The sequence below is a fragment of the Streptomyces sp. NRRL S-37 genome (assembly GCF_000721605.1).
Classification (GTDB): domain Bacteria; phylum Actinomycetota; class Actinomycetes; order Streptomycetales; family Streptomycetaceae; genus Streptomyces.
On the sequence record NZ_JOIZ01000027.1, the window covers coordinates 26,408 to 45,719 of the forward strand.

Annotated in this window: 19 protein-coding genes and 1 tRNA gene; 14 read left to right on the plus strand and 6 right to left on the minus strand. The window is 71.1% G+C overall.

All coding sequences use genetic code 11. From position 1 onward, the window contains the following. Window positions 1-143 precede the first annotated feature (143 nt). Window positions 144-3,020 carry a penicillin acylase family protein gene (locus IH50_RS0131835; RefSeq protein WP_030870187.1) on the plus strand — a complete coding sequence of 959 codons (2,877 nt, stop codon included), beginning with the start codon at window positions 144-146 and terminating at the stop codon, window positions 3,018-3,020. A gap of 88 nt (window positions 3,021-3,108) precedes the next feature. Here the strand turns inward: IH50_RS0131835 and IH50_RS0131840 are convergent, their stop codons facing one another. Next, a complete protein-coding gene (locus IH50_RS0131840; protein WP_051767524.1) occupies window positions 3,109-3,648 on the minus strand; it encodes a 5-formyltetrahydrofolate cyclo-ligase in 540 nt (179 codons plus the stop codon). A gap of 167 nt (window positions 3,649-3,815) precedes the next feature. On the opposite strand from IH50_RS0131840, the gene galU reads away from it, so the two are divergent. The 7 genes from galU (at window position 3,816) to IH50_RS0131875 (ending at window position 9,352) form a co-directional block, all read left to right on the plus strand. Then, on the plus strand, window positions 3,816-4,727 hold the full coding sequence (gene galU, locus IH50_RS0131845) for a UTP--glucose-1-phosphate uridylyltransferase GalU (RefSeq protein ID WP_030870193.1): 912 nt from the start codon (window positions 3,816-3,818) through the stop codon (window positions 4,725-4,727). Beyond that, the gene (gene glp, locus IH50_RS0131850) at window positions 4,724-6,046 is read left to right on the plus strand and encodes a gephyrin-like molybdotransferase Glp (protein ID WP_030870203.1); all 1,323 of its coding nucleotides are present in this window, start codon (window positions 4,724-4,726) and stop codon (window positions 6,044-6,046) included. The genes galU and glp overlap by 4 nt, the downstream gene beginning before the upstream one ends. 86 nt (window positions 6,047-6,132) lie before the next feature. Beyond that, window positions 6,133-6,645: a cyclic pyranopterin monophosphate synthase MoaC gene (moaC, locus tag IH50_RS0131855; RefSeq protein WP_030870206.1), complete on the plus strand. Its 513-nt coding sequence runs from the start codon at window positions 6,133-6,135 to the stop codon at window positions 6,643-6,645. Then, complete coding sequence (locus tag IH50_RS0131860; RefSeq protein ID WP_051767525.1) at window positions 6,642-7,184, plus strand: MogA/MoaB family molybdenum cofactor biosynthesis protein; 543 nt, start codon at window positions 6,642-6,644, stop codon at window positions 7,182-7,184. Before moaC ends, IH50_RS0131860 begins: the two co-directional genes overlap by 4 nt. Before the next feature lie 26 nt (window positions 7,185-7,210). Then, a complete protein-coding gene (locus IH50_RS0131865; RefSeq protein WP_037873243.1) occupies window positions 7,211-7,849 on the plus strand; it encodes a GNAT family N-acetyltransferase in 639 nt (212 codons plus the stop codon). Between the two features lie 172 nt (window positions 7,850-8,021). Then, window positions 8,022-9,218, plus strand: a complete 1,197-nt coding sequence (gene glpR / locus IH50_RS0131870) for a gephyrin-like molybdotransferase receptor GlpR (protein WP_030870212.1) — start codon at window positions 8,022-8,024, stop codon at window positions 9,216-9,218. A gap of 60 nt (window positions 9,219-9,278) precedes the next feature. Continuing rightward, window positions 9,279-9,352, plus strand: a tRNA-Ala gene (locus IH50_RS0131875). A 337-nt stretch (window positions 9,353-9,689) separates the two neighbouring features. On the opposite strand, the gene IH50_RS0131880 is transcribed toward IH50_RS0131875, so the two are convergent. Further along, complete coding sequence (locus tag IH50_RS0131880; RefSeq protein WP_078914165.1) at window positions 9,690-10,658, minus strand: LysR family transcriptional regulator; 969 nt, start codon at window positions 10,656-10,658, stop codon at window positions 9,690-9,692. Window positions 10,659-10,753: 95 nt separating this feature from the next. Here IH50_RS0131880 and IH50_RS0131885 point away from each other — a divergent pair, with 95 nt between their 5' ends. Together IH50_RS0131885 and IH50_RS0131890 are read left to right on the plus strand one after the other, a co-directional pair. Continuing rightward, window positions 10,754-11,917, plus strand: a complete 1,164-nt coding sequence (locus IH50_RS0131885) for a nuclear transport factor 2 family protein (protein WP_030870218.1) — start codon at window positions 10,754-10,756, stop codon at window positions 11,915-11,917. A gap of 288 nt (window positions 11,918-12,205) precedes the next feature. After that, window positions 12,206-13,696 carry a glycosyltransferase family 39 protein gene (locus IH50_RS0131890; protein ID WP_051767526.1) on the plus strand — a complete coding sequence of 497 codons (1,491 nt, stop codon included), beginning with the start codon at window positions 12,206-12,208 and terminating at the stop codon, window positions 13,694-13,696. A 74-nt stretch (window positions 13,697-13,770) separates the two neighbouring features. Here IH50_RS0131890 and IH50_RS0131895 read toward each other — a convergent pair whose 3' ends face one another. Further along, window positions 13,771-15,048 carry a glycoside hydrolase family 16 protein gene (locus IH50_RS0131895; protein ID WP_030870224.1) on the minus strand — a complete coding sequence of 426 codons (1,278 nt, stop codon included), beginning with the start codon at window positions 15,046-15,048 and terminating at the stop codon, window positions 13,771-13,773. Between the two features lie 352 nt (window positions 15,049-15,400). Further along, window positions 15,401-15,694, minus strand: coding sequence for a GntR family transcriptional regulator (locus IH50_RS0131900; protein WP_030870227.1), 294 nt, complete (start codon window positions 15,692-15,694; stop codon window positions 15,401-15,403). Window positions 15,695-16,093: 399 nt separating this feature from the next. On the opposite strand from IH50_RS0131900, the gene IH50_RS38110 reads away from it, so the two are divergent. The 3 genes from IH50_RS38110 to IH50_RS0131920 all read left to right on the plus strand — a co-directional run bounded on the left by IH50_RS38110 (window position 16,094) and on the right by IH50_RS0131920 (window position 17,228). After that, complete coding sequence (locus tag IH50_RS38110; protein ID WP_037873247.1) at window positions 16,094-16,447, plus strand: hypothetical protein; 354 nt, start codon at window positions 16,094-16,096, stop codon at window positions 16,445-16,447. A 110-nt stretch (window positions 16,448-16,557) separates the two neighbouring features. Further along, the gene (locus IH50_RS0131915) at window positions 16,558-16,905 is read left to right on the plus strand and encodes a hypothetical protein (RefSeq protein WP_030870237.1); all 348 of its coding nucleotides are present in this window, start codon (window positions 16,558-16,560) and stop codon (window positions 16,903-16,905) included. Then, entirely contained in the window at window positions 16,902-17,228 is a 327-nt protein-coding gene (locus tag IH50_RS0131920) for a hypothetical protein (RefSeq protein ID WP_324617159.1), read from the plus strand. The genes IH50_RS0131915 and IH50_RS0131920 overlap by 4 nt, the downstream gene beginning before the upstream one ends. A 13-nt stretch (window positions 17,229-17,241) precedes the next feature. Here IH50_RS0131920 and IH50_RS0131925 read toward each other — a convergent pair whose 3' ends face one another. After that, window positions 17,242-17,718, minus strand: a complete 477-nt coding sequence (locus tag IH50_RS0131925; protein WP_030870241.1) for a GNAT family N-acetyltransferase — start codon at window positions 17,716-17,718, stop codon at window positions 17,242-17,244. A gap of 50 nt (window positions 17,719-17,768) precedes the next feature. Between IH50_RS0131925 and IH50_RS0131930 the strand changes: the two genes are divergently transcribed. Beyond that, window positions 17,769-18,572 carry an exodeoxyribonuclease III gene (locus IH50_RS0131930; RefSeq protein ID WP_030870244.1) on the plus strand — a complete coding sequence of 268 codons (804 nt, stop codon included), beginning with the start codon at window positions 17,769-17,771 and terminating at the stop codon, window positions 18,570-18,572. 6 nt (window positions 18,573-18,578) lie between these two features. Here the strand turns inward: IH50_RS0131930 and IH50_RS0131935 are convergent, their stop codons facing one another. Further along, entirely contained in the window at window positions 18,579-19,199 is a 621-nt protein-coding gene (locus tag IH50_RS0131935; protein WP_030870246.1) for a MerR family transcriptional regulator, read from the minus strand. Window positions 19,200-19,312 lie beyond the last annotated feature (113 nt).

Consider the following 19,312-nt stretch of genomic DNA (forward strand, 5'->3'; position numbering starts at 1 on the left):
TGAGACGGCAAGATCGAACGTCCGTCCGGGCTGGTTCCCGACTCCGCGTCAAGGGGCGCGGGGCCCTGCGCCTATCGTTGCTCCAGCGCTCAGTTAAAAGCACAGCCCGACCTGCCGCTCGCGTTAGGACAGCAAGGACAGCGATGCCCACCGACACCACCGCCTCCCCGGGTCAGCAGGCCGGCGCCTCCACGGGGCAGCAGCCCGGCAAGTCCGGCAGGAAGAAGGGACGCAGAGGACGACTGATCGTGCTCGTCCTGGTGCTGGCCCTGATCGGTGCTGTCGCCTACGGCGGGTACTGGTCGGTCAGCACCGTGCGTGCCTCCTTCCCGCAGACCAAGGGCTCGATCACGCTCAAGGGCCTGACGGGGACCGTCGACGTCAAGCGGGACGGCTACGGCATCCCGCAGATCTACGCCTCCTCCGACGAGGACCTGTTCATGGCGCAGGGCTACGTCCAGGCGCAGGACCGGTTCTACGAGATGGACGTGCGCCGGCACATGACCGCCGGGCGCCTGTCGGAGATGTTCGGCAAGAGCCAGATCGACAACGACGAGTTCCTGCGCACCCTGGGCTGGGACCGGATCGCCGAGGAGGAGTACGAGAAGAAGCTCTCCCCCGCCACCAAGAAGTACCTCCAGGCGTACGCCGAGGGCGTCAACGCCTACCTGGAGGGCAAGGAGGGCAAGGAGATCTCCCTCGAGTACGCGGCGCTGGGCTTCGAGAACGACTACAAGCCCGGGAAGTGGACCCCGGTCGACTCCGTGGCCTGGCTGAAGGCGATGGCCTGGGACCTGCGCGGCAACATGCAGGACGAGATCGACCGCGCGCTGATGACCAGCCGCCTCGGCCCGAAGCAGATCGCCGACCTGTACCCGGCGTACCCGTACAGCCGGAACAAGCCGGTGGTCCAGGAGGGCCAGTACAACCAGCTCACCGGGGCGTACGAGCAGGGCGAGAGCACGGGGACGGGGACCGGCACCGGGACGGGCACGGAGACCGGCACGGGCACCGGGATCGGCACCGGCACGGGCACAGGTACAGGTACCGGGACCGGGACTGGCACCGGCACCGGCACCGGCACAGGTACAGGTACCGGGACCGGCACCGGCACCAGTGGTTCCTCCCTGGAGAGCCAGCTCACCGGCCTCCAGGAGGTCCTCCAGGACCTGCCCACCGCCGTCGGCGTCAACGGCGACGGCATCGGCTCCAACTCCTGGGTGGTCTCCGGCGAGCACACCATCACCGGCAAGCCGCTGCTCGCCAACGACCCGCACCTGTCGGCCTCGCTGCCGTCCGTCTGGTACCAGATGGGCCTGCACTGCCGCGAGGTCTCGACCACCTGCCGGTACGACGTCGCCGGCTACACCTTCGCGGGCATGCCGGGCGTGATAATCGGCCACAACCAGGACATCGCCTGGGGCCTGACCAACTCCGGCGTCGACGTCACCGACCTCTACCTGGAGAAGATCACCGGCGACGGCTACCAGTACGACGGCAAGGTGGTGCCCTTCAAGACCCGCGAGGAGACCATCAAGGTCGCCGGCGGCAAGGCGCAGAAGATCGTCGTCCGTGAGACCAACAACGGCCCCCTGCTCTCCGACCGTTCCGACGACCTGGTGAAGACCGGCAGGAAGGCCACCGTCGACAGCGCCGCTCCCGACCGGGGCGACGGCTACGGCGTCGCGCTGCGCTGGACCGCCCTGGACGCCGGCCGCACCATGGACTCGATCTTCGCGATGAACCGCGCGAAGGACTGGGACGACTTCCGCGAGGCCGCCGCCCTGTTCGAGGTGCCCTCGCAGAACCTGATCTACGCGGACACCGAGGACCACATCGGCTACACCCTTCCCGGGAAGATCCCCACCCGCGCGGAGAAGCACGACGGCTCCATCCCCGCCCCCGGCTGGGACCCCGCCTACGAGTGGACCGGCTGGATCGAGCAGGACGCGCTGCCCTACGAGTACGACCCGGACCGCGGCTACATCGTCACCGCCAACCAGGCCGTCGTCGACGAGGACTACCCGTACACGCTGACCACCGACTGGGGGTACGGCGCCCGCAGCCAGCGGATCACCGAACTGATCAAGTCGAAGATCAAGGACGGCGGCAAGATCTCCACCGACGACATGCGGCAGATGCAGCTCGACAGCTCCAGCACCATCGCCAAGCTGCTGGTGCCGCACCTGCTCAAGATCGACACCGAGGACGCGGACGTCCGCGAGGCGCAGAAGCTGCTGGAGGGCTGGGACTACACCCAGGACGCCGACTCGGCGGCCGCCGCCTACTTCAACTCCGTGTGGCGCAACATCCTCAAGCTCGCCTTCGGCCACAAGCTGCCCAAGGAGCTGCGGGTCAAGGGCCAGTGCGTATGGGTCGACCCGGTCAACACCACCGGGCCCGCCGACGAGGCGGGCAAGGTCCGCGAGTGCGGTCAGCGCGACGCCGACCAGGCGCAGCCCGACGGCGGCGACCGCTGGTTCGAGGTGGTCCGCAAGCTGATGGACAAGGAGGACAGCTCCTGGTGGAAGACCCCCAAGTCGGGCACCCGCCCCGCAGCGGACAACCGTGACGAGCTGTTCAAGCGCGCCCTGATCGACGCCCGCTGGGAGCTGACCGCCAAGCTCGGCAAGGACATCGACACCTGGAGCTGGGGCCGGCTGCACCGCCTGTTCCTGGACAACCAGACCCTCGGCACCGAGGGCCCGGACTTCCTGCAGTACATGCTCAACCGCGGCCCGTGGAAGCTCGGCGGCGGCGAGGCCACCGTCAACGCGACCGGCTGGAACGCCGCCGGCGGCTACGACGTCGTGTGGGTGCCGTCCATGCGGATGGTGGTCAACCTCGGCGACCTCGACAAGTCCCGGTGGATCAACCTCACCGGCGCCTCCGGGCACGCCTACAGCGCCCACTACGTCGACCAGACGGACAAGTGGGCCGAGGGCGAGCTGCTGGAGTGGTCGTACTCGCAGAAGGCGGTCGCGGACAGCACCAGCGACACCCTGCTGCTGAAGCCCTGACCCCCTGGTCCCCGCCGCCGGAAGCGGCCGCCACGCGCACGCGTGGCGGCCGCTTCCGCGTGTGCGGGGGCTCAGCCGAACCGGGGGCTCAGCCGAACCGGCGCACCCCGGACGGTGTCACCACCGCGTGCACCGGCCGGTCGTGCGGCTCGGCGGGGACGCGCGCGACGACCTCCGTGTCGTACAGCAGCACCACCAGCGCCGGACGCGCGCCCGCGCGGTCCAGCCGGGCGAGGACGCGGTCGTAGGAGCCGCCGCCGCGTCCCAGGCGCATCCCGCGCGCGTCGACGGCGAGGCCCGGCAGCAGGACGACGTCCGCCTCCGTGACGGCGTCCGGTCCGAGAAGCGGACCCGAGGGCTCGAAAAGCGCCATCTTCGCGCCGTGCCGCACCCGTGTGAGCGAGTCCTCGCCCTCGTACGTCCCCCAGTCCAGGTCGTTGTCGGGCAGCAGCGCGGGCAGCAGTACGCGTGCGCCCCGCGCGCGCAGCGCGTCGAGCAGCGCGAGCGTGCCGGGTTCGCTCCCCACGGAGACGTACGCCGCCACCGTGCGCGCGTGCGCCAGTTCGGGCAGTCCGAGCGCCCGCCCGGCCAGCACGGTCGCGGATTTCCGCACGTCATCCGCCGTCAACCCGTTCCTCACCGTGAGGATTTCCCGGCGCCATGCCCGCTTGTCAAGATCGCTCGGGCCTTCTGCGTGTCTCAAATCCGTACCCGTATCGTTCCAATATGCTCATATGAGCGGTAATTAACCGGAGCCCCAGATTCACTGCAAAGGGGCCCGATATGGTGGCGCACATGTCTCAGTCACACCCTCGGATCAGCAAGGCTGTCATCCCCGCAGCCGGCCTCGGCACCCGGTTCCTGCCGGCCACCAAGGCCACTCCCAAGGAGATGCTGCCGGTCGTCGACAAGCCGGCGATCCAGTACGTGGTCGAAGAGGCCGTCTCCGCCGGCCTCGACGACGTCCTCATGGTGACGGGCCGCAACAAGCGCCCCCTGGAGGACCACTTCGACCGCAACTACGAGCTGGAGTCCGCCCTCCAGAAGAAGGGCGACGCCGACCGCCTCGCCAAGGTCCAGGAGTCCAGCGACCTGGCCACCATGCACTACGTCCGCCAGGGCGACCCCAAGGGCCTCGGCCACGCCGTGCTGTGCGCCGCCCCGCACGTCGGTGACGAGCCCTTCGCCGTTCTCCTCGGCGACGACCTGATCGACCCGCGCGACCCCCTGCTCCAGCGCATGATCGACGTCCAGCAGCAGCACGGCGGCAGCGTCGTCGCGCTCATGGAGGTGGCCCCCGAGCAGATCCACCTCTACGGCTCCGCCGCCGTCGAGGCCACCGCGGACTCCGACGTCGTCAAGGTCACCGGCCTGGTCGAGAAGCCCGCTCCCGAGGACGCGCCCTCGAACTACGCCGTCATCGGCCGCTACGTCCTCGACCCCGCCGTCTTCGGCATACTGCGCACGACCGAGCCCGGCCGCGGCGGCGAGATCCAGCTCACCGACGCCCTCCAGCAGCTCGCCACGGACGAGAAGGCCGGCGGCCCGGTGCACGGCGTCGTCTTCAAGGGCCGCCGCTATGACACCGGCGACCGCGGCGACTACCTGCGTGCCATCGTCCGGCTCGCGTGCGAACGTGAGGACCTGGGCCCGGACTTCCGGACCTGGCTCCGCAGTTACGTCACCGAGGAGATGCAGCAACGTTGAGCACCGCCGCGCCCCGCACCGCAGGACCGGACCACCTCTGGTCGGTGGACGAGCACCTGGACGACATCCTCGCGACCGTCCGGCCCCTCGAACCCATCGAGCTGCACCTCCTCGACGCCCAGGGCTGTGTCCTGGTCGAGGACGTCACGGTGCCCGTCTCCCTGCCCCCGTTCGACAACAGTTCCATGGACGGGTACGCGGTGCGGGTCGCGGACGTCGCCGGCGCGAGCGAGCGGTACCCGGCGGCCCTCGAGGTCGTCGGGGACGTCGCCGCCGGCGCGGCCGGTCTCCTCCACGTCGGCCCCGGCCAGGCCGCCCGCATCATGACCGGCGCCCCGCTCCCGCCCGGCGCCGAGACCGTCGTCCCCGTCGAGTGGACCGACGGCGGACTCGGCGAGGGCCCGGCCACCGGGATGCGCGCCCGCAGCCTCGCCCCCGAGGGCGCCACCGGGCAGGTGAACGTGTACCGCCCGGCCGAGGCACGCGCGCACGTGCGCGCGAAGGGCAGCGACGTCAGGGCCGGCGACCGCGCCCTGGCGGCCGGTACCGTCCTCGGCCCGCCGCAGATCTCCCTGCTGGCCGCGATCGGCCGCGGCACGGTCCGCGTGCGCCCGCGCCCGCGCGTGGTGGTCCTCTCCACCGGCAGCGAACTCGTCCAGCCCGACGAGGAACTGCGCCCCGGTCAGATCTACGACTCCAACAGCTTCGCCCTCACCGCCGCCGCGCGGGACGCCGGCGCGATCGCCTACCGCGTGGGCGCCGTCGCCGACGACGCCACGACCCTGCGGGACACCATCGAGGACCAGCTGGTGCGCGCCGACCTGATGGTCACCACCGGCGGCGTGAGCGTCGGGGCGTACGACGTCGTCAAGGAGGCGCTGTCGTACGCCGGGGACGAGGACGAGCCCGGCAGCGGCGTCGAGTTCCGCAAGCTCGCCATGCAGCCGGGCAAGCCCCAGGGCTTCGGTTCCGTCGGCCCCGACCACACCCCGCTCCTCGCCCTGCCCGGCAACCCGGTCTCCAGTTACGTCTCCTTCGAGCTGTTCGTCCGTCCCGCCATCCGCACCCTGATGGGCCTGACGGACGTCCACCGGCCGAGGGTCCGCGCGAAGCTCACCGCGGACCGGGCGCTGACCTCGCCGCGGGGCCGCCGCCAGTTCCTGCGCGGCCGGTACGCGGACGGCACGGTGACCCCGGTCGGCGGCGCCGGCTCCCACCTCGTGGCGGCCCTCGCGCGGGCGAACGCGCTGATCGTCGTCCCCGAGGACGCCGAGTCCGTCGCGCCCGGCACCGAGGTCGAGGTGGTCCTGCTCGGCTGAGCGTGACCGGTTGACGGTACCGTGTCGCGCACAGCAGGCCCGTGCGCCGCACCGCCACGGGCCAGGACCGGGAGCGCCACACGATCATGACCGTGCCTTCCCGGGGGGAGACCCCCGGACCCTCCGACCAGCCCCGCCTGACCCATGTCGACGAGGCGGGCGCCGCCCGCATGGTCGACGTGTCCGGCAAGGACGTCACCGCGCGCACCGCGCGGGCCACCGGCCGCGTTCTCGTCTCCCCGCGCGTGATCGAGCTGCTGCGCGGCGAGGGCGTCCCCAAGGGCGACGCGCTGGCCACCGCGCGCATCGCGGGCATCATGGGCGCCAAGCGCACCCCCGATCTGATCCCGCTCTGTCACCCGTTGTCGGTGTCCGGTGTGAAACTGGACCTGTCGGTCGCGGACGACGCCGTGGAGATCGCGGCGACCGTGAAGACGACGGACCGCACGGGCGTCGAGATGGAGGCGCTCACCGCGGTCTCCGTCGCCGCGCTCACCGTGATCGACATGGTCAAGGCGGTCGACAAGGAGGCGGTCATCACGGACGTGCGGGTCGAGGAGAAGACGGGCGGAAAGTCGGGCGACTGGAGCCGGACATGACTCTCGACACTTCGATCGGCGGCGCGCTGCCCGCTCCGTACAGCGCGCTCGTGGTCACGGCCTCCAACCGGGCCGCCGCCGGCGTCTACGAGGACAAGGGCGGCCCGCTGATCGCGGAGGGGCTGCGGCGCTTCGGGTTCGCGGTCGACGGCCCACAGGTCGTCCCCGACGGCGACCCCGTGGAGACCGCCCTGCGCGCGGGCGCCGACGCCGGGTACGACGTGATCGTGACCACCGGCGGCACCGGCGTCTCCCCCACCGACCGCACCCCCGAGGCGACCCGCCGGGTCATCGACCACGAGATCCCCGGCATCGCGGAGGCCATCCGCGCGTACGGCCGTGACAAGGTGCCCACGGCCGCGCTCTCCCGGGGCCTCGCCGGCGTCGCGGGCGGCACGCTGATCGTCAACCTGCCGGGGTCCAGTGGCGGGGTGAAGGACGGTCTCGCCGTCCTGGAGCCGCTGCTGAGGCACGCCGTGGACCAGCTGCGCGGCGGGGACCACCCGAGACCGGACGTCACGGGCGGGGGTGCGAACTGAACAGCCCACACTGGCCGGTCGAGCTGGTGGACGGCGACATCGTCCTCCGGCCGATAAGGCTGCGCGACCAGAAGGCCTGGCGCGAGGTCAACCGCCGCAACCGCGACTGGCTGCGGCCCTGGGAGGCGACGATCCCGCCGCCCACGCCCAGCGGCCCGGTCACCCACCGGCCGACCTACCGTCAGATGGTCCGCCACCTGCGCTCCGAGGCCAACGCGGGCCGGATGCTGCCGTTCGTCATCGAGTACCAGGGCCGTCTCGTCGGCCAGTTGACGGTCGCCGGCATCACCTGGGGCTCGATGTGCTCGGGCCACGTCGGCTACTGGGTGGACGAGGCGGTGGCCGGCCGCGGAGTGATGCCGACGGCCGTGGCGATGGTCGTGGACCACTGTTTCCGCTCCGTCGGACTGCACCGCGTCGAGGTCTGCATTCGCCCCGAGAACGGGCCGAGCCGCAGGGTCGTGGAGAAACTCGGATTCCGCGAGGAGGGCCTGCGCCCGCGCTATCTGCACATCGACGGCGCCTGGCGCGACCACCTCGTCTTCGCGCTCACGGCGGAGGAGGTCCCCGACGGTTTGCTCGCCCGGTGGCGCCGGGCACGCTCCGAGGGGCGGTCCGGCCACGAGCGGCGTAATCCGGGAATCCCGCACGGCCCCGGAAATTGAATAAACGTTCGAATTTAAGCGGAAGGTGACCGCCTTCAAGCGCGGAATTCCCGCTTCGAGGGGGTCCCTGATCGCGCCGGTCACAAGAAAAGTTCGAAATATCAGCCAGATCGTGCGACACACCGGTCCAATTGGCGGATGGCCCCGTGCGAACCCCTCTACGGTGTGAGATGTGAGCAGCAGCGGCCTGATCTACGCAGTCATCGTCGGGGCCTGGGCCGCCTACTTGGTGCCGATGTGGCTCCGTAGGCAGGACGAGCTGAACGAGGCCCGTCCGACGGAACGCTTCAGCACCGCCATCCGATTGCTGTCCGGACGGGCGGGCATGGAGCGCCGGTACGCCAAGGACCTGCGGGCGCGCTCCGCCGACGAGGGGGAGTACGGCGTCCACGACCCGGACGCGGTCACCGACACGGTGGACGTCCGGGCCTTCGCCGTGTCCCAGACCCGCCCGCAGACCCAGGCACCCGTACCGCCGCTCCCCGGAGAACGGCCGGAACCGGCGCCTGCCCGGCCTCCGCGCGAGCACGCGGACGGGCGCACACCCGGACCGGCCGCCGCGCGGGGACGCGTCCCGGCCGCCCGCCGCGGACCGGACGCCCAGCGGGCCCGGGCGGCGCAGGCCGCCGCCGCGCGCGCCCAGCGCTCCAAGGCGCTCGCCCGCCGCCGGCGCACCACCACGCTGCTCTTCGCCGCCTTCACGCTCGGCGCGATCGTCGCGGCGGTCGGCGGACTGGCCTTCCTCTGGGCGCCCGGCGTGCCGGCCGTACTGCTGAGCGCGTACATCGCCTACCTCCGCTCCCAGGAGCGCCGCCGCTTCGCCTACCAGATGGACCGCCGTCAGGCCGAGGCCGCCGCGCAGCGGCTGCGCGAGCGGGGGCGCCAGCCGCGCCGCCGCCCGTCCGCCGAGGACACCGACCCCGACGAACCGGAGGGGCCGGAAGCGGGGGTCGACGTCGACCCGGGCATGACCGCGCTCGCCGCGGACCGGCGTGCGCTCGTCGAGCAGACCGACCACGCCGAGTGGGTCGACCAGCAGCGCGAGCGGCAGCGCCGGCCCGGCCAGGGCGGCGACAGCTGGGACCCGGTCCCGGTACCGCTCCCGACGTACGTGACCGCCCCGGTCGCCCCCCGCGCCACGGGCGACGTGGACCTGGGCGCCCCGGACACCTGGAGTTCGGCCCGTTCCAGCGCCGTACCGGCGGACGAGGCGCAGGACCCGCCCGAGGAGGCGGACCCGGCCGCCCCCGCCGACGACCGCAGCGACGCCCGCCGGGCCGCCTCGGCCCGCCGTTCCCGCGAACGCGGCCGCACCCCCCTCTTCGACCAGTACGAGGACGGGGAGCGCCCGAAGGCCGCCAACGAGTAGCGCAGGGCCGACGGATTTCCGAGCACCCCGATCGGGATGCTAAAGTTTCACTCGTTGCAAGGGCCTGTGGCGCAGTCCGGTAGCGCACCTCGTTCGCATCGAGGGGGCCAGGGGTTCAAATCCCCTCAGGTCCACTGCACATGGCCGTTCTTGAGCTGGCTCAAGGTCGGTTGGCGAAGATCCCGCGCGATCATCATGATCGCGCGGGATCTTCGTCGTTTCCGGGGTCTGCTCGCGCCTGTTCAAGGAACGGCTGGGACGGCCGACCGGGGGTTTCCGTCCTGGGCGCCCTGACGCTTCGGCCACCGGTGCCACCGGCCGGTGAGGAAGCGGTTGCGACCGGAACCCTGACAGCCGCGATCTCCACGTGACCTCGAGACTCCAGGGCCAAGTCGCCTTGGAGTGACATGAGTTGATGTCTTCCGGGCTGGTCGGGAGGCCCGGGGGCGGATACCGGGGCGGCGCGGGGTCCTATTCCGCGGGAGGTCGGCCGGCGGGCGCGTGCGAGTGGTGGGTGCCCGTCCCGTCCGGCTGGTGGGCAGCTCGAGCTGGGCGGTCCGAGGCGAAGACAGCGGCGAGCCGGTCATGGAGCGACGCCGCACAGGGGTGGGCATCGCGCCGCGGTGTGATCGTGTAGATACCGCGGGTCGGGGGATCCACGAGGCCGATCGTGGTGACATCGGCCCGCAGCGCGCTCGTCAGCACTCCGGGGATCAACGCGATGGCATGACCGGTGGCGACCAGGGCCAGCTTGCCGGGCAGATCGGCCGCGGTGAGGTCGATACCGGCGCTGATTCCGGCGCGGGCGGCGTGCTGGCGAAGGAGCGCCGCCGAGCCCTCGTTGTCCTCGACCCAGGTCTGGTCGGCCAGACTCCGAAGGGGCACCGGCCCGTGCCCGGCCCGCGGATGGCCGACGGGCAGGACGACGACCATCTCGTCCAGCCCGAGGAACCGGTGCTCGACCCGCGGGTCGACGGTCAGCCCCGGCGGAGCGTCGGTGACGACGGCGATGTCGAGATCGCCCGCGATCACCCGGCCGTGCAGCTGTGCGCTCAGGCCGGGGAGCAGACTCCACCGGAGGGATCCGGCCTGCTTCAGCAGGCCCCGGACGGCTTCAGGGACGATCCCCGCGGCGAGAGACGGCGTCGCGCCGATCGCCAGGGGACGATCACACACCCCATCGCGGACATCTCGTACCGCGCGAAGGGCACGGTCCGCCTCATGGAGCGTGGCCAGGGCATGGCGCCGGAACACCTCGCCGGCCGCCGTCGGACGCACACCACGCGCATGGCGCTCCACCAGAGCCACGCCGAGCTGCCGTTCCAGCCCGGCGATCTGCCGGGAGACCGCCGACTGCGTGTGATGGAGCTCGGCCGCCGCCGCCGACAGCGATCCGACCCGGCACACCGTCACGAAGGTCCGCCACACAGTCAGATCCATGGGGACAGTATGCCCAGCCGGTATGCGGGCTCCGCAGGGCCGGCATGCGAAATCTGCGCTTGTCGCATCCATCGGGGTGCACCACTGTGGCGCGTATGACCACACCGCACACCGTCGCCGTCCTCGGTCTGGGGCGCATGGGCGGCGCCATCGCGACACGCCTGGCCACCCAGGACTGGGACGTCGTCGGCTGGACCCGCTCAGGGCGCACATCGGGCACGGTCAAGACGACCGGCGACCCGAACGAGGCCGTGGCCCGGGCAGACCTCGTCCTCCTGGCGCTGTTCGACGGCCCGGCCTGCCGGCAGGTCCTCGACGACGTCCGTGACTCACTGCGAACGGACACGATCGTGCTCAACACCAGCACCATCGCCCCCGCCGAGGCGACGATGCTGGCCCGGCGAATCGGCCCGTCCTACATCCACGCGCCCCTGCTCGGCTCGGTGCCGGCTGCCGCCGCCGGCACCCTGCAGATCCTCGCCGCCGCCGACCAGGACGCACTCGACCGAGCCCGGCCGGTTCTGGAAACGCTGGGCACCGTCCGGCGCGCGGACGACGCCTCCACCGCCGCCGCCCTCAAGCTGATCGCCAACAACAGCCTCACCGGCGCCGTCCTCGCACTGCGCGACTCACTGCGGCAGGCCGACGCCCTCGGCCTGCCCCGTACCCAGACGCTGGACATCCTCGAACTCGGCCAGCTCGGCGCACTCGTGGCCCGCAAACGACACTTCCTCCTCGGTGAGCCGACCGCTGCCACGGCCGAATTCACGATCGGCGCGCTGGCCAAGGACATGGCACTGCTGGCCGCCGCGTCGGACACCCCTTTGCGCAGCGCGGCCGGCCTGACCGGCATCTCCGCCGCCCCCGGGACCGACGCCGACATCGCCGTCGCCGCCACGGTCCCCGCCACGGAGGACGCCGTACTCGAACCGCTCCGTGCCTACATCCGCGGACACGCCACCGGCGACCCCGCCCACTTCCGCGACGCGTTCCTTCCCACCGCCCACATCGAAGGGATCCGGGACGGCGCATTCGTCTCCTGGAGACTGGACGAGTACTGCGCCCTCTTCCAGGGCCGGCCCGCCCCGGACGAACCGACCCGCACCCGCCGCATCGACGCCGTCGATGTCCACGGCACCGTCGCGACCGCCACCATGACGCTCTCGCACGGCGCGGACACGTTCACCGACGTCTTCCTGCTGATCCACGCCGACGGCGGCTGGCGCATCGCCAACAAGGCGTATCACCGCCACTCCTGAGAGCGGGAACCGATCCCTGTCCACACAGTCGGAAGCCTCCGCCGAGAAGTCGGCGGGGGCTTCTTCGCGTGGTGCGCTCACGCCTCGACGGTGATCCAGGCGGGTAGGTGTCCTGCCGGGCAAGGCTCTTCCTGCCCCCGGCCGGCCGGTGATGAGGTGGAAGTGACTTGCCTCACAGGAGGCCCGCGGAGGGAGGCGGCCCGGTAAATTCGCGGTCTGCGATGTCGGCACGCCCGTGACCTGGATTCTCGTCGAGTATCACGTACCGCGTTCCACGGCGTGAAAGCGATGGTCCGGGGGGCGACGATCATAAAATCCGCGAGGGCTTTACCGCGCTCTCTTCCCATAGGGCTGATCCCGTTCCTGTGGACCGTCTCACTCGGTCTGTGGGGACTGTCCCGGCAGCACAGCGTCTGGCGCGACGAGGCCGCCACCTGGCAGGTCGCCCTCCGCCCCACCGGCGAGATCCTGCGCATGCTGGAGCACGTCGACGTGGTGCACGGGCTCTACTACCTGTTCATGCACGGACTCTTCGAACTCTTCGGCCCCTCGACCACGGTGCTGCGGATGCCCTCCGTCCTGGCCGTCGCCGTGGGGGCCGCGTGCGTGGGGGAGATCGGCCGGCGACTGGCCGGGAACACGGTGGGACTGGGCGGCGGGCTGGCGTTGGGACTGCTCCCGGCCGTGCAGTTCTACCTCCAGGAAGGCCGGCCGTACGCGCTGGTGGCGGCCGGGGCCGGACTCTCCACGCTGGTGCTCGTGATCCAGCTCCAGGGACGCGAACGCAAAAGGCTCTGGGCCGCCTACAGTTGCGCCGTCCTCGTCTGCGGCCTGCTGAACTGGCTCTCGCTGCTGATCCTTCCGGCGCATCTGGCGACCCTGATGTGGGCGCGCGTCGCCTCCGGTGTCCGGGCGCGCTGGGCCGTGGCCTCCGCGGTCGCGACGGCGGGCGTGTCACCGCTGATCCTCTTCAGCCGCGGTCAGTCCGCCCAGGTCTCCTGGATACCGCCGCTGACCTGGCACATGCTGATCGGCCCGACGGTCCTGCTGGCCGTCGCCGGCCTCGGCACCCTCCTCGACCGGCCCCGGACAAGGCGGCTGTCGGCGGCGGCCGTCGGACTGCCGCTGCTGGCGGTCCCGCAGCTCGGCCTGGCCGGACTCTCCTTGTTCCAGCCGCTGTTCGTGGACCGGTACGTCCTGTTCAGCCTGGCCGGCCTGGCCCTCATGACCGGGGTGATCCTCGACGCCGCCGTACGGGCGGTGTCCCGGCGGTCGGCGAGCGCGTCGCGGTGGGTCCTTCCCGCCCTGGTCGTCGTCTCCTCGATCGCCCTGCTGCCGCAGTCACTGGCCAAACGGTCCCCGGACAGCCGCGTGGACGACGTCCTGTCGGCGGCGGAACGGGTCGAACGGCTGAAGGAGACCGGGGACGCCGTCCTGTTCCTCCCCGCGGCCCGCCGGGACACCCGGATGGTCTCCCCGGACGCGTTCACCGGCCTGCACGACATAGCCCTGGCGGAGAGCCCGCAGCGTTCCGGGACCCTGAAGGGCGTGGAGGCGAGCCCCGCGCGGATAAGGTCGTCGATCCTCGCCCACCGGCGCGTCGTCCTCATCACGGACGCGGAACGGATCGCGAGGCCGACGCGTTCGGCACGCGACAGGACGAAGGTCTCCGTCCTGCGGGAGCACTTCGCCCTGGTGGCCGACGAGCAGGTCCGCGGCCGCCGGGTGTCGGTGTACGAGCGGCTGCCGCCGGGGTCCGGTGGCCCCGGACCGGGATGAAATTCCGCGGGGTCCCGCAGAAACGCCCCCGGCCAGGGATCGGGCCGGGGGCGTGGTCCGGGCGGACCGTGGGGTCAGCCGACCGTCCACTTCTGGTTGGCGGCGCCGGTGCACGTCCAGATCTGCAGGGGGGTGCCGTCGGCGGAGGAACCGCCCTTGGCGTCCAGGCACTTGTCCGCACCGATGTTGGTCAGGTCGCGGGCGGAGGTGTAGGTCCACTGCTGGGCCTTGGTGCCGTTGCAGGTGTAGAGCTGCACGGGGGTGCCATCCGCGGTGGAGCCGCCGCGTACGTCGAGGCACTTGCCGAGGGCGCGTACGGTGCCGTCGCTGCCCAGGGTCCACTTCTGCGCGTCGACGCCGGTGCAGTCGTGCAGCTGGATCGGGGTCCCGTCCGCGGTCGAGGCGCCGGCGACGTCGACGCACATGTCGCCGATGCCCTTGACGGCGCCGGTCCTGGTGGTGCCGCCGTCCCCGGAGGAGCCGCCGGAGGCGGAGACGCGTACGTAGTCGATGGTCATCGTCTGCGGGAACGCGGTGCCGGCGTTGGGGCTGCCGGGCCAGTCACCGCCGACGGCGAGGTTGAGGATGAGGAAGAACGGGTGGTCGTAGACCCACTTCTTGCCGCCGAGGTCGGCGGGGGTGCGGGTCTGGTAGGCGGTGCCGTCGACGGACCAGGTGATCTTCTCGGGGCTCCAGTCGACCGCGAAGACGTGGAAGCCGTCGGCGAAGGCCGCGCCGCCCGGCAGCGTGTACGCGGCGCCGATGCCGCCGCCACCGGAGTAGCCGGGGCCGTGGACGGTGCCGTGGACGACGCCGGGTTCGTAACCGACGTTCTCCATGATGTCGATCTCACCGCTGTTGGGCCATCCGGCCGTGCCCAGGTCGTTGCCGAGCATCCAGAACGCGGGCCACATGCCCTGACCGCGGGGCACCTTGATCCGTGCCTCGAAGTGGCCGTAGGCCTGGGTGAAGGTCTTGGCGGTGTTGAGGCGGGCGGAGGTGTACTGGCAGGCCCCGTACCAGCACTGGAGCCCGGTGTCGGTGTTCTTGCGGGCGGTGATGACGAGGTTGCCGTTGCCGTCGAGGGCGGCGTTGTCCCTGCTGTTCCGGTAGTACTGCAGCTCGTGGTTTCCGTTGCCGCCGCCACCGGTCTCCAGGGTCCACTTGGCGGGGTCCGGGGCGCTGCCGGCCGGGCCGTTGAACTCGTCGGACCAGGTCACCGCGGTGGTGGCGGCGTCGGCCCGGTCGGCCGACGGTCCCGTGGTGAGGAAGGTGAAGGCGGCGGCGACCGCGGTGGAGACCAGCAGGACGGACCCGCCGAGCGACCACCGGCGTGCGCGGTGAGTGGCCATGACTGAACACACCTTGTCTGTGGGGAAGTTGCGTGTGGGGGGAGTGGGGTGGGTCGTTGGGAGCCCCGATGCTACGGACGGTTGACGGTGCAACCAACTGTCCGGTTTGTGTTCCAACTGGCTCTGACCTGCGGTTATTTGACGCTCTAAACTCTGTGGCTGATCGCTTAATGAGCGTTTAAGGGCGACTTAAGCAGGCGTGGGCGGAACGGACCGACGCGGCCAGCGGCTCAGGATCACCGTGGGCCTCCGCGATGTGCCGCCGGGTGCAGGGGGGTTGGGTGAGACGGAGATGTGAAGGTCGAGCCTCGGCGGGAGACGGGCCTGGGGGCGTCCGGCGGCGCGTCGGCCCTCAGTCGACGGTCCCGTCCTCGCTTCCGGGTGCCTCGGAGGACGCTTCGGGGCGTACGAACGTGCCCTTGATGGGGACGGTGATGACCAACCCTCGGTCGCGCAGGTCACGGACGGCTCGGCGGACGGTGTTGACGGCCACGCCGTACTGCTCCGCAAGGTCACGCTCGGCGGGAAGACGCGCACCCGCTCGTAGCCGCCCCGCCCGGATCTGTTCCGCGATGTGGTGTACGACCTGCAGATACACGTAGACGTGACTCGTCGGGTCGGGTCTCCACTCACGCTCATCGGCCATGCCTGCACGCTAAAGCGAGGAAAAGCACCCCACCACGTACGGGTGCAACCGTATGCTTCCTATTGCTACCTAACGCACCCTGATGCAAAGGTGCTGAAGTGAAACCCCGGCGGCCTGGCAGGGCCCCGGGGTGTGGTCAACGCTGAATCGGAGCGTCAACATGCATGACCTTATCCGCCGTATCGTCCGGTGGCTGGGCTTTCTCCTCGGGCCCGGTGCCGGAACTCGCCGCGTGGGACACCGGAGTCCTGCTTCCGATGTCGGCGACTCCGCCCGCCTCCCGCTCCACCGCTCCCCGTACTGCCTGCACCCCCCGCTCGACGGAGCGGAGTCCCGGCTCGTTCGCCCGTACCTGGACCCCGACCAGTACGTCGTCGGGGCGGGGAAGGCGGCCGCGTGATGGAGCCGACCCCCTCACTGCGACTGCTGCCCTGGTCCTCGCCGGAAGGCAAACCCTGCTTCCTCCTCAACGGCGGCGAGGGCGGGTATGTCTCGCGGCTGGCGGACGAGACGGAGGCTCGGCAACTGGCCGACGGCCTGGAAACGCTTGGCCGCGCCCGAAGGGTGCTGGACGATCCCCTGTCCCCGAACGTCGAGGTGCGCTACACCGCCGTCCGGCTCACCGAGCGCCTGGCCGACGCACTGCGCGTCGCGGAGTCCCGGGGTCGACGCCTGTCCTCGCCGGACGCGCACGACACCGAAGGCGCCGTCGGCAGCGGGACCGGTGACTGCGCCCCGGGGGCGTACTCATGAGTCCCCGGGCCGTGCAAGGAGCCAAAATCGAACAGCTCACCCAAGGCGTCGAGGCGGGCTATCGTCGTAGGCACGGTGCACTGAAGGAGCACGAAGGAGTACACCCGGTCATGACCGCACACGCAGCAGAATCCACGCCGGCCGTTCCGCCCATGCCCGAGCGGAACCCCAAGGCGCTGCGTGCTGCCATCGCTCAGCACGCTCCCCAGCTTCTTCCGGACTTCGACGAGCACTGGAAGTGGGCCGTCGCGGACGCGTATGACATCAGCACGGTGCCTGCGTTCATGGCCCGCTGGTGGGGTGAGTACGCGGTCGCACGAGATCGGGAGCTCGATGCCCATATGGCTGATCTCCACCACCGTGCGGCAGAGTCCACCGACATCGCCGAGGCCAAGGCGCTCCTGGAAGAAGCCTCCCACATCCGACACGAGGTACAGCGGCTGGAGCCTGGTCAGTGACCGACGACGGGTTCATGGGACCGCCGTGGCAGATGGACTGGACGCTCAAGGCTCAGGCCGTTCGCGACACCCTGCCCGAGCATGTGCGGAAGACGGTCGACGCCGTGCGCGCTGAACTCGTCACGGCGAAGGACCCGTACTTCCGGGGCATCGACACGGATGCGGACCTTCCCGACGGCATGAGGGTCCGGCCGGTCCGGTCCAGCGTTCCGAAGGGCCCTCGCATCTTCTTCTTCGGTCATGGGCACGGCTGGCTGCGCTACACCTTCATTCGGCGTGTGGAGGACCCCCGGATCATCGTGGAAGAGGTCTTCTGGCAATGACCCGGCGCCGGTCTCAGAGCGTCTTCGCGTAGCAGCGGCTGTCCTCGTGGAAGCGGTAGTAGCCGAACTTCTCGCAGGGCTCGTAGCCGCTGGAGACGTAGAGGGCGATGGCCTCCGGCTGCTTGGTGCCGGTCTCCAGGACCATGCGGACGCGGCCGGCCGCGCGGGCGTCCTCCTCCAGGGCGGCCAGGATGCGGCGGGCCAGGCCCCGGCCGCGCATCTGCTCGGTCACGTACATGCGCTTCAGCTCGGCGTCGCCGTCCCGGTTGCCCTCGTCGTTGGCGTCCTGCGTGCGCCAGCCGCCGGAGGCCACGGGGACGCCCGCCTCGTCGTAGGCGATCAGGTAGGTGCCGTTCGGGGGACGGAAGTCCGCCGGGTCCATGGGGGTGGCGTCGCCGCCGTCGCCGTAGCGGACGTGGTATTCGGCCTGGACCTCTGCGTCCAGTTTCACGGCGTCGGGGTGGTCGTAGGGGACCGGGCGGATTTCCATGCCGAATACCGTAAAACACGCCCGGACCTGGAGTGTCGTATCGTGCCCTGATGCTCACTGTGACCTCCGTCAACGTCAATGGACTGCGGGCCGCCGCCAAGAAGGGCTTCGTGGAGTGGCTGGCCGGGACCTCCGCCGATGTGCTGTGTCTGCAGGAGGTGCGGGCGGAGGCGAAGCAGTTGCCGGAGCAGGTGCGGGAGCCCGAGGGGTGGTACGTGACGCACGCGCCCGCCGCCGCCAAGGGGCGTGCGGGGGTGTCCCTGTACTCCCGGCGTGAGCCCGAGCGGGTGCGGGTGGGGTTCGGGTCGGACGAGTTCGACGACAGCGGGCGGTATGTGGAAATCGACCTGCCCGGGGTGACCGTCGCCTCGCTGTACCTGCCGTCCGGGGAGGTCGGGACCGAGCGGCAGGAGGAGAAGGTCCGGTTCATGGACCAGTTCCTGGTTTATCTGAAAGGGCTGCGGGAGCGGGCCGCCGCCGACGGGCGGGAGGTCGTGGTCTGCGGGGACTGGAACATCGCCCATGAGAAGGCCGACCTGAAGAACTGGCGGGGGAACACCAAGAGCTCCGGGTTCCTGCCGGAGGAGCGGGAGTGGCTGTCCCGGGTGCTCGACCCGGCGGACGGCGGGTACGTCGACGTGGTGCGGGCGCTGCATCCGGACGTGGAGGGGCCGTACACCTGGTGGTCGTACCGGGGGCGGGCCTTCGACAACGACACGGGGTGGCGGATCGACCTCGCCGTGGCGACCCCGGGGCTCGCGGCCCGCGCGGCCGAGGCCCGGGTCGAGCGGGCCGCCACGCACGCCGAGCGGTGGTCGGACCACGCTCCGGTGACGGTGGTCTTCGACCGCTAGCCGCGGTCAGTCCCGCTTGCGCAGCCGTCGGTCCAGGGCCAGGGACAGTTCCGCGTCGACCACGCTGCGGGCCAGCGGGCGCAGGCGGTGGAGGGACTCCTCCGGGGCGTGACGGAGGATCAGGCCGGCGAAGAGGTCGGCCAGGGTGTCGGCGTGGGTGCGGACCTCCGCGCCGGCGCGGAGCACCTCCGCGAGCGGGATGCCCTCGCGGACCAGGGCCGACGACACGTCCAGCAGGCGCCGGCTGATGTGGACGATCTCCTCGCCGTCGACGCCGAGGTAGCCGAGGTCCAGCGCGGCGGCCAGGTTCTCCGGGGTGACCTCGCCGGCGAAGTGGTCGGCGAGCTCCTCGGGGGTGAGGCGGACGGGGACCTCGTCGGTGGGGGTGTCCATGCCGAGGAGGTCGCCGACGTCACGGCCGTGGTCGAAGGCCTCGGCGAGTTCCGCTATGCCGTTCAGGGTGTGGCCGCGTTCCAGGAGCGCCGTGATCGTGCGCAGGCGGGCCAGGTGGTGGTCGTCGTACCAGGCGATACGGCCCTCGCGGCGCGGTGGCGGGATCAGCTTGCGCTCGCGGTAGAAGCGCAGCGTGCGCACCGTGATGCCGGCCAGCCGGGCCAGCTCGTCCATGCGGTACTCGCGCCGCTCACCGGGTCCTGCGCTCTCTTCTGCCACGCCTGAAGCCTAGGGCGTACCGGCGGTAACTTTCCTCGCGTGCCCCCTACCCATCAGTACGGAGCTGC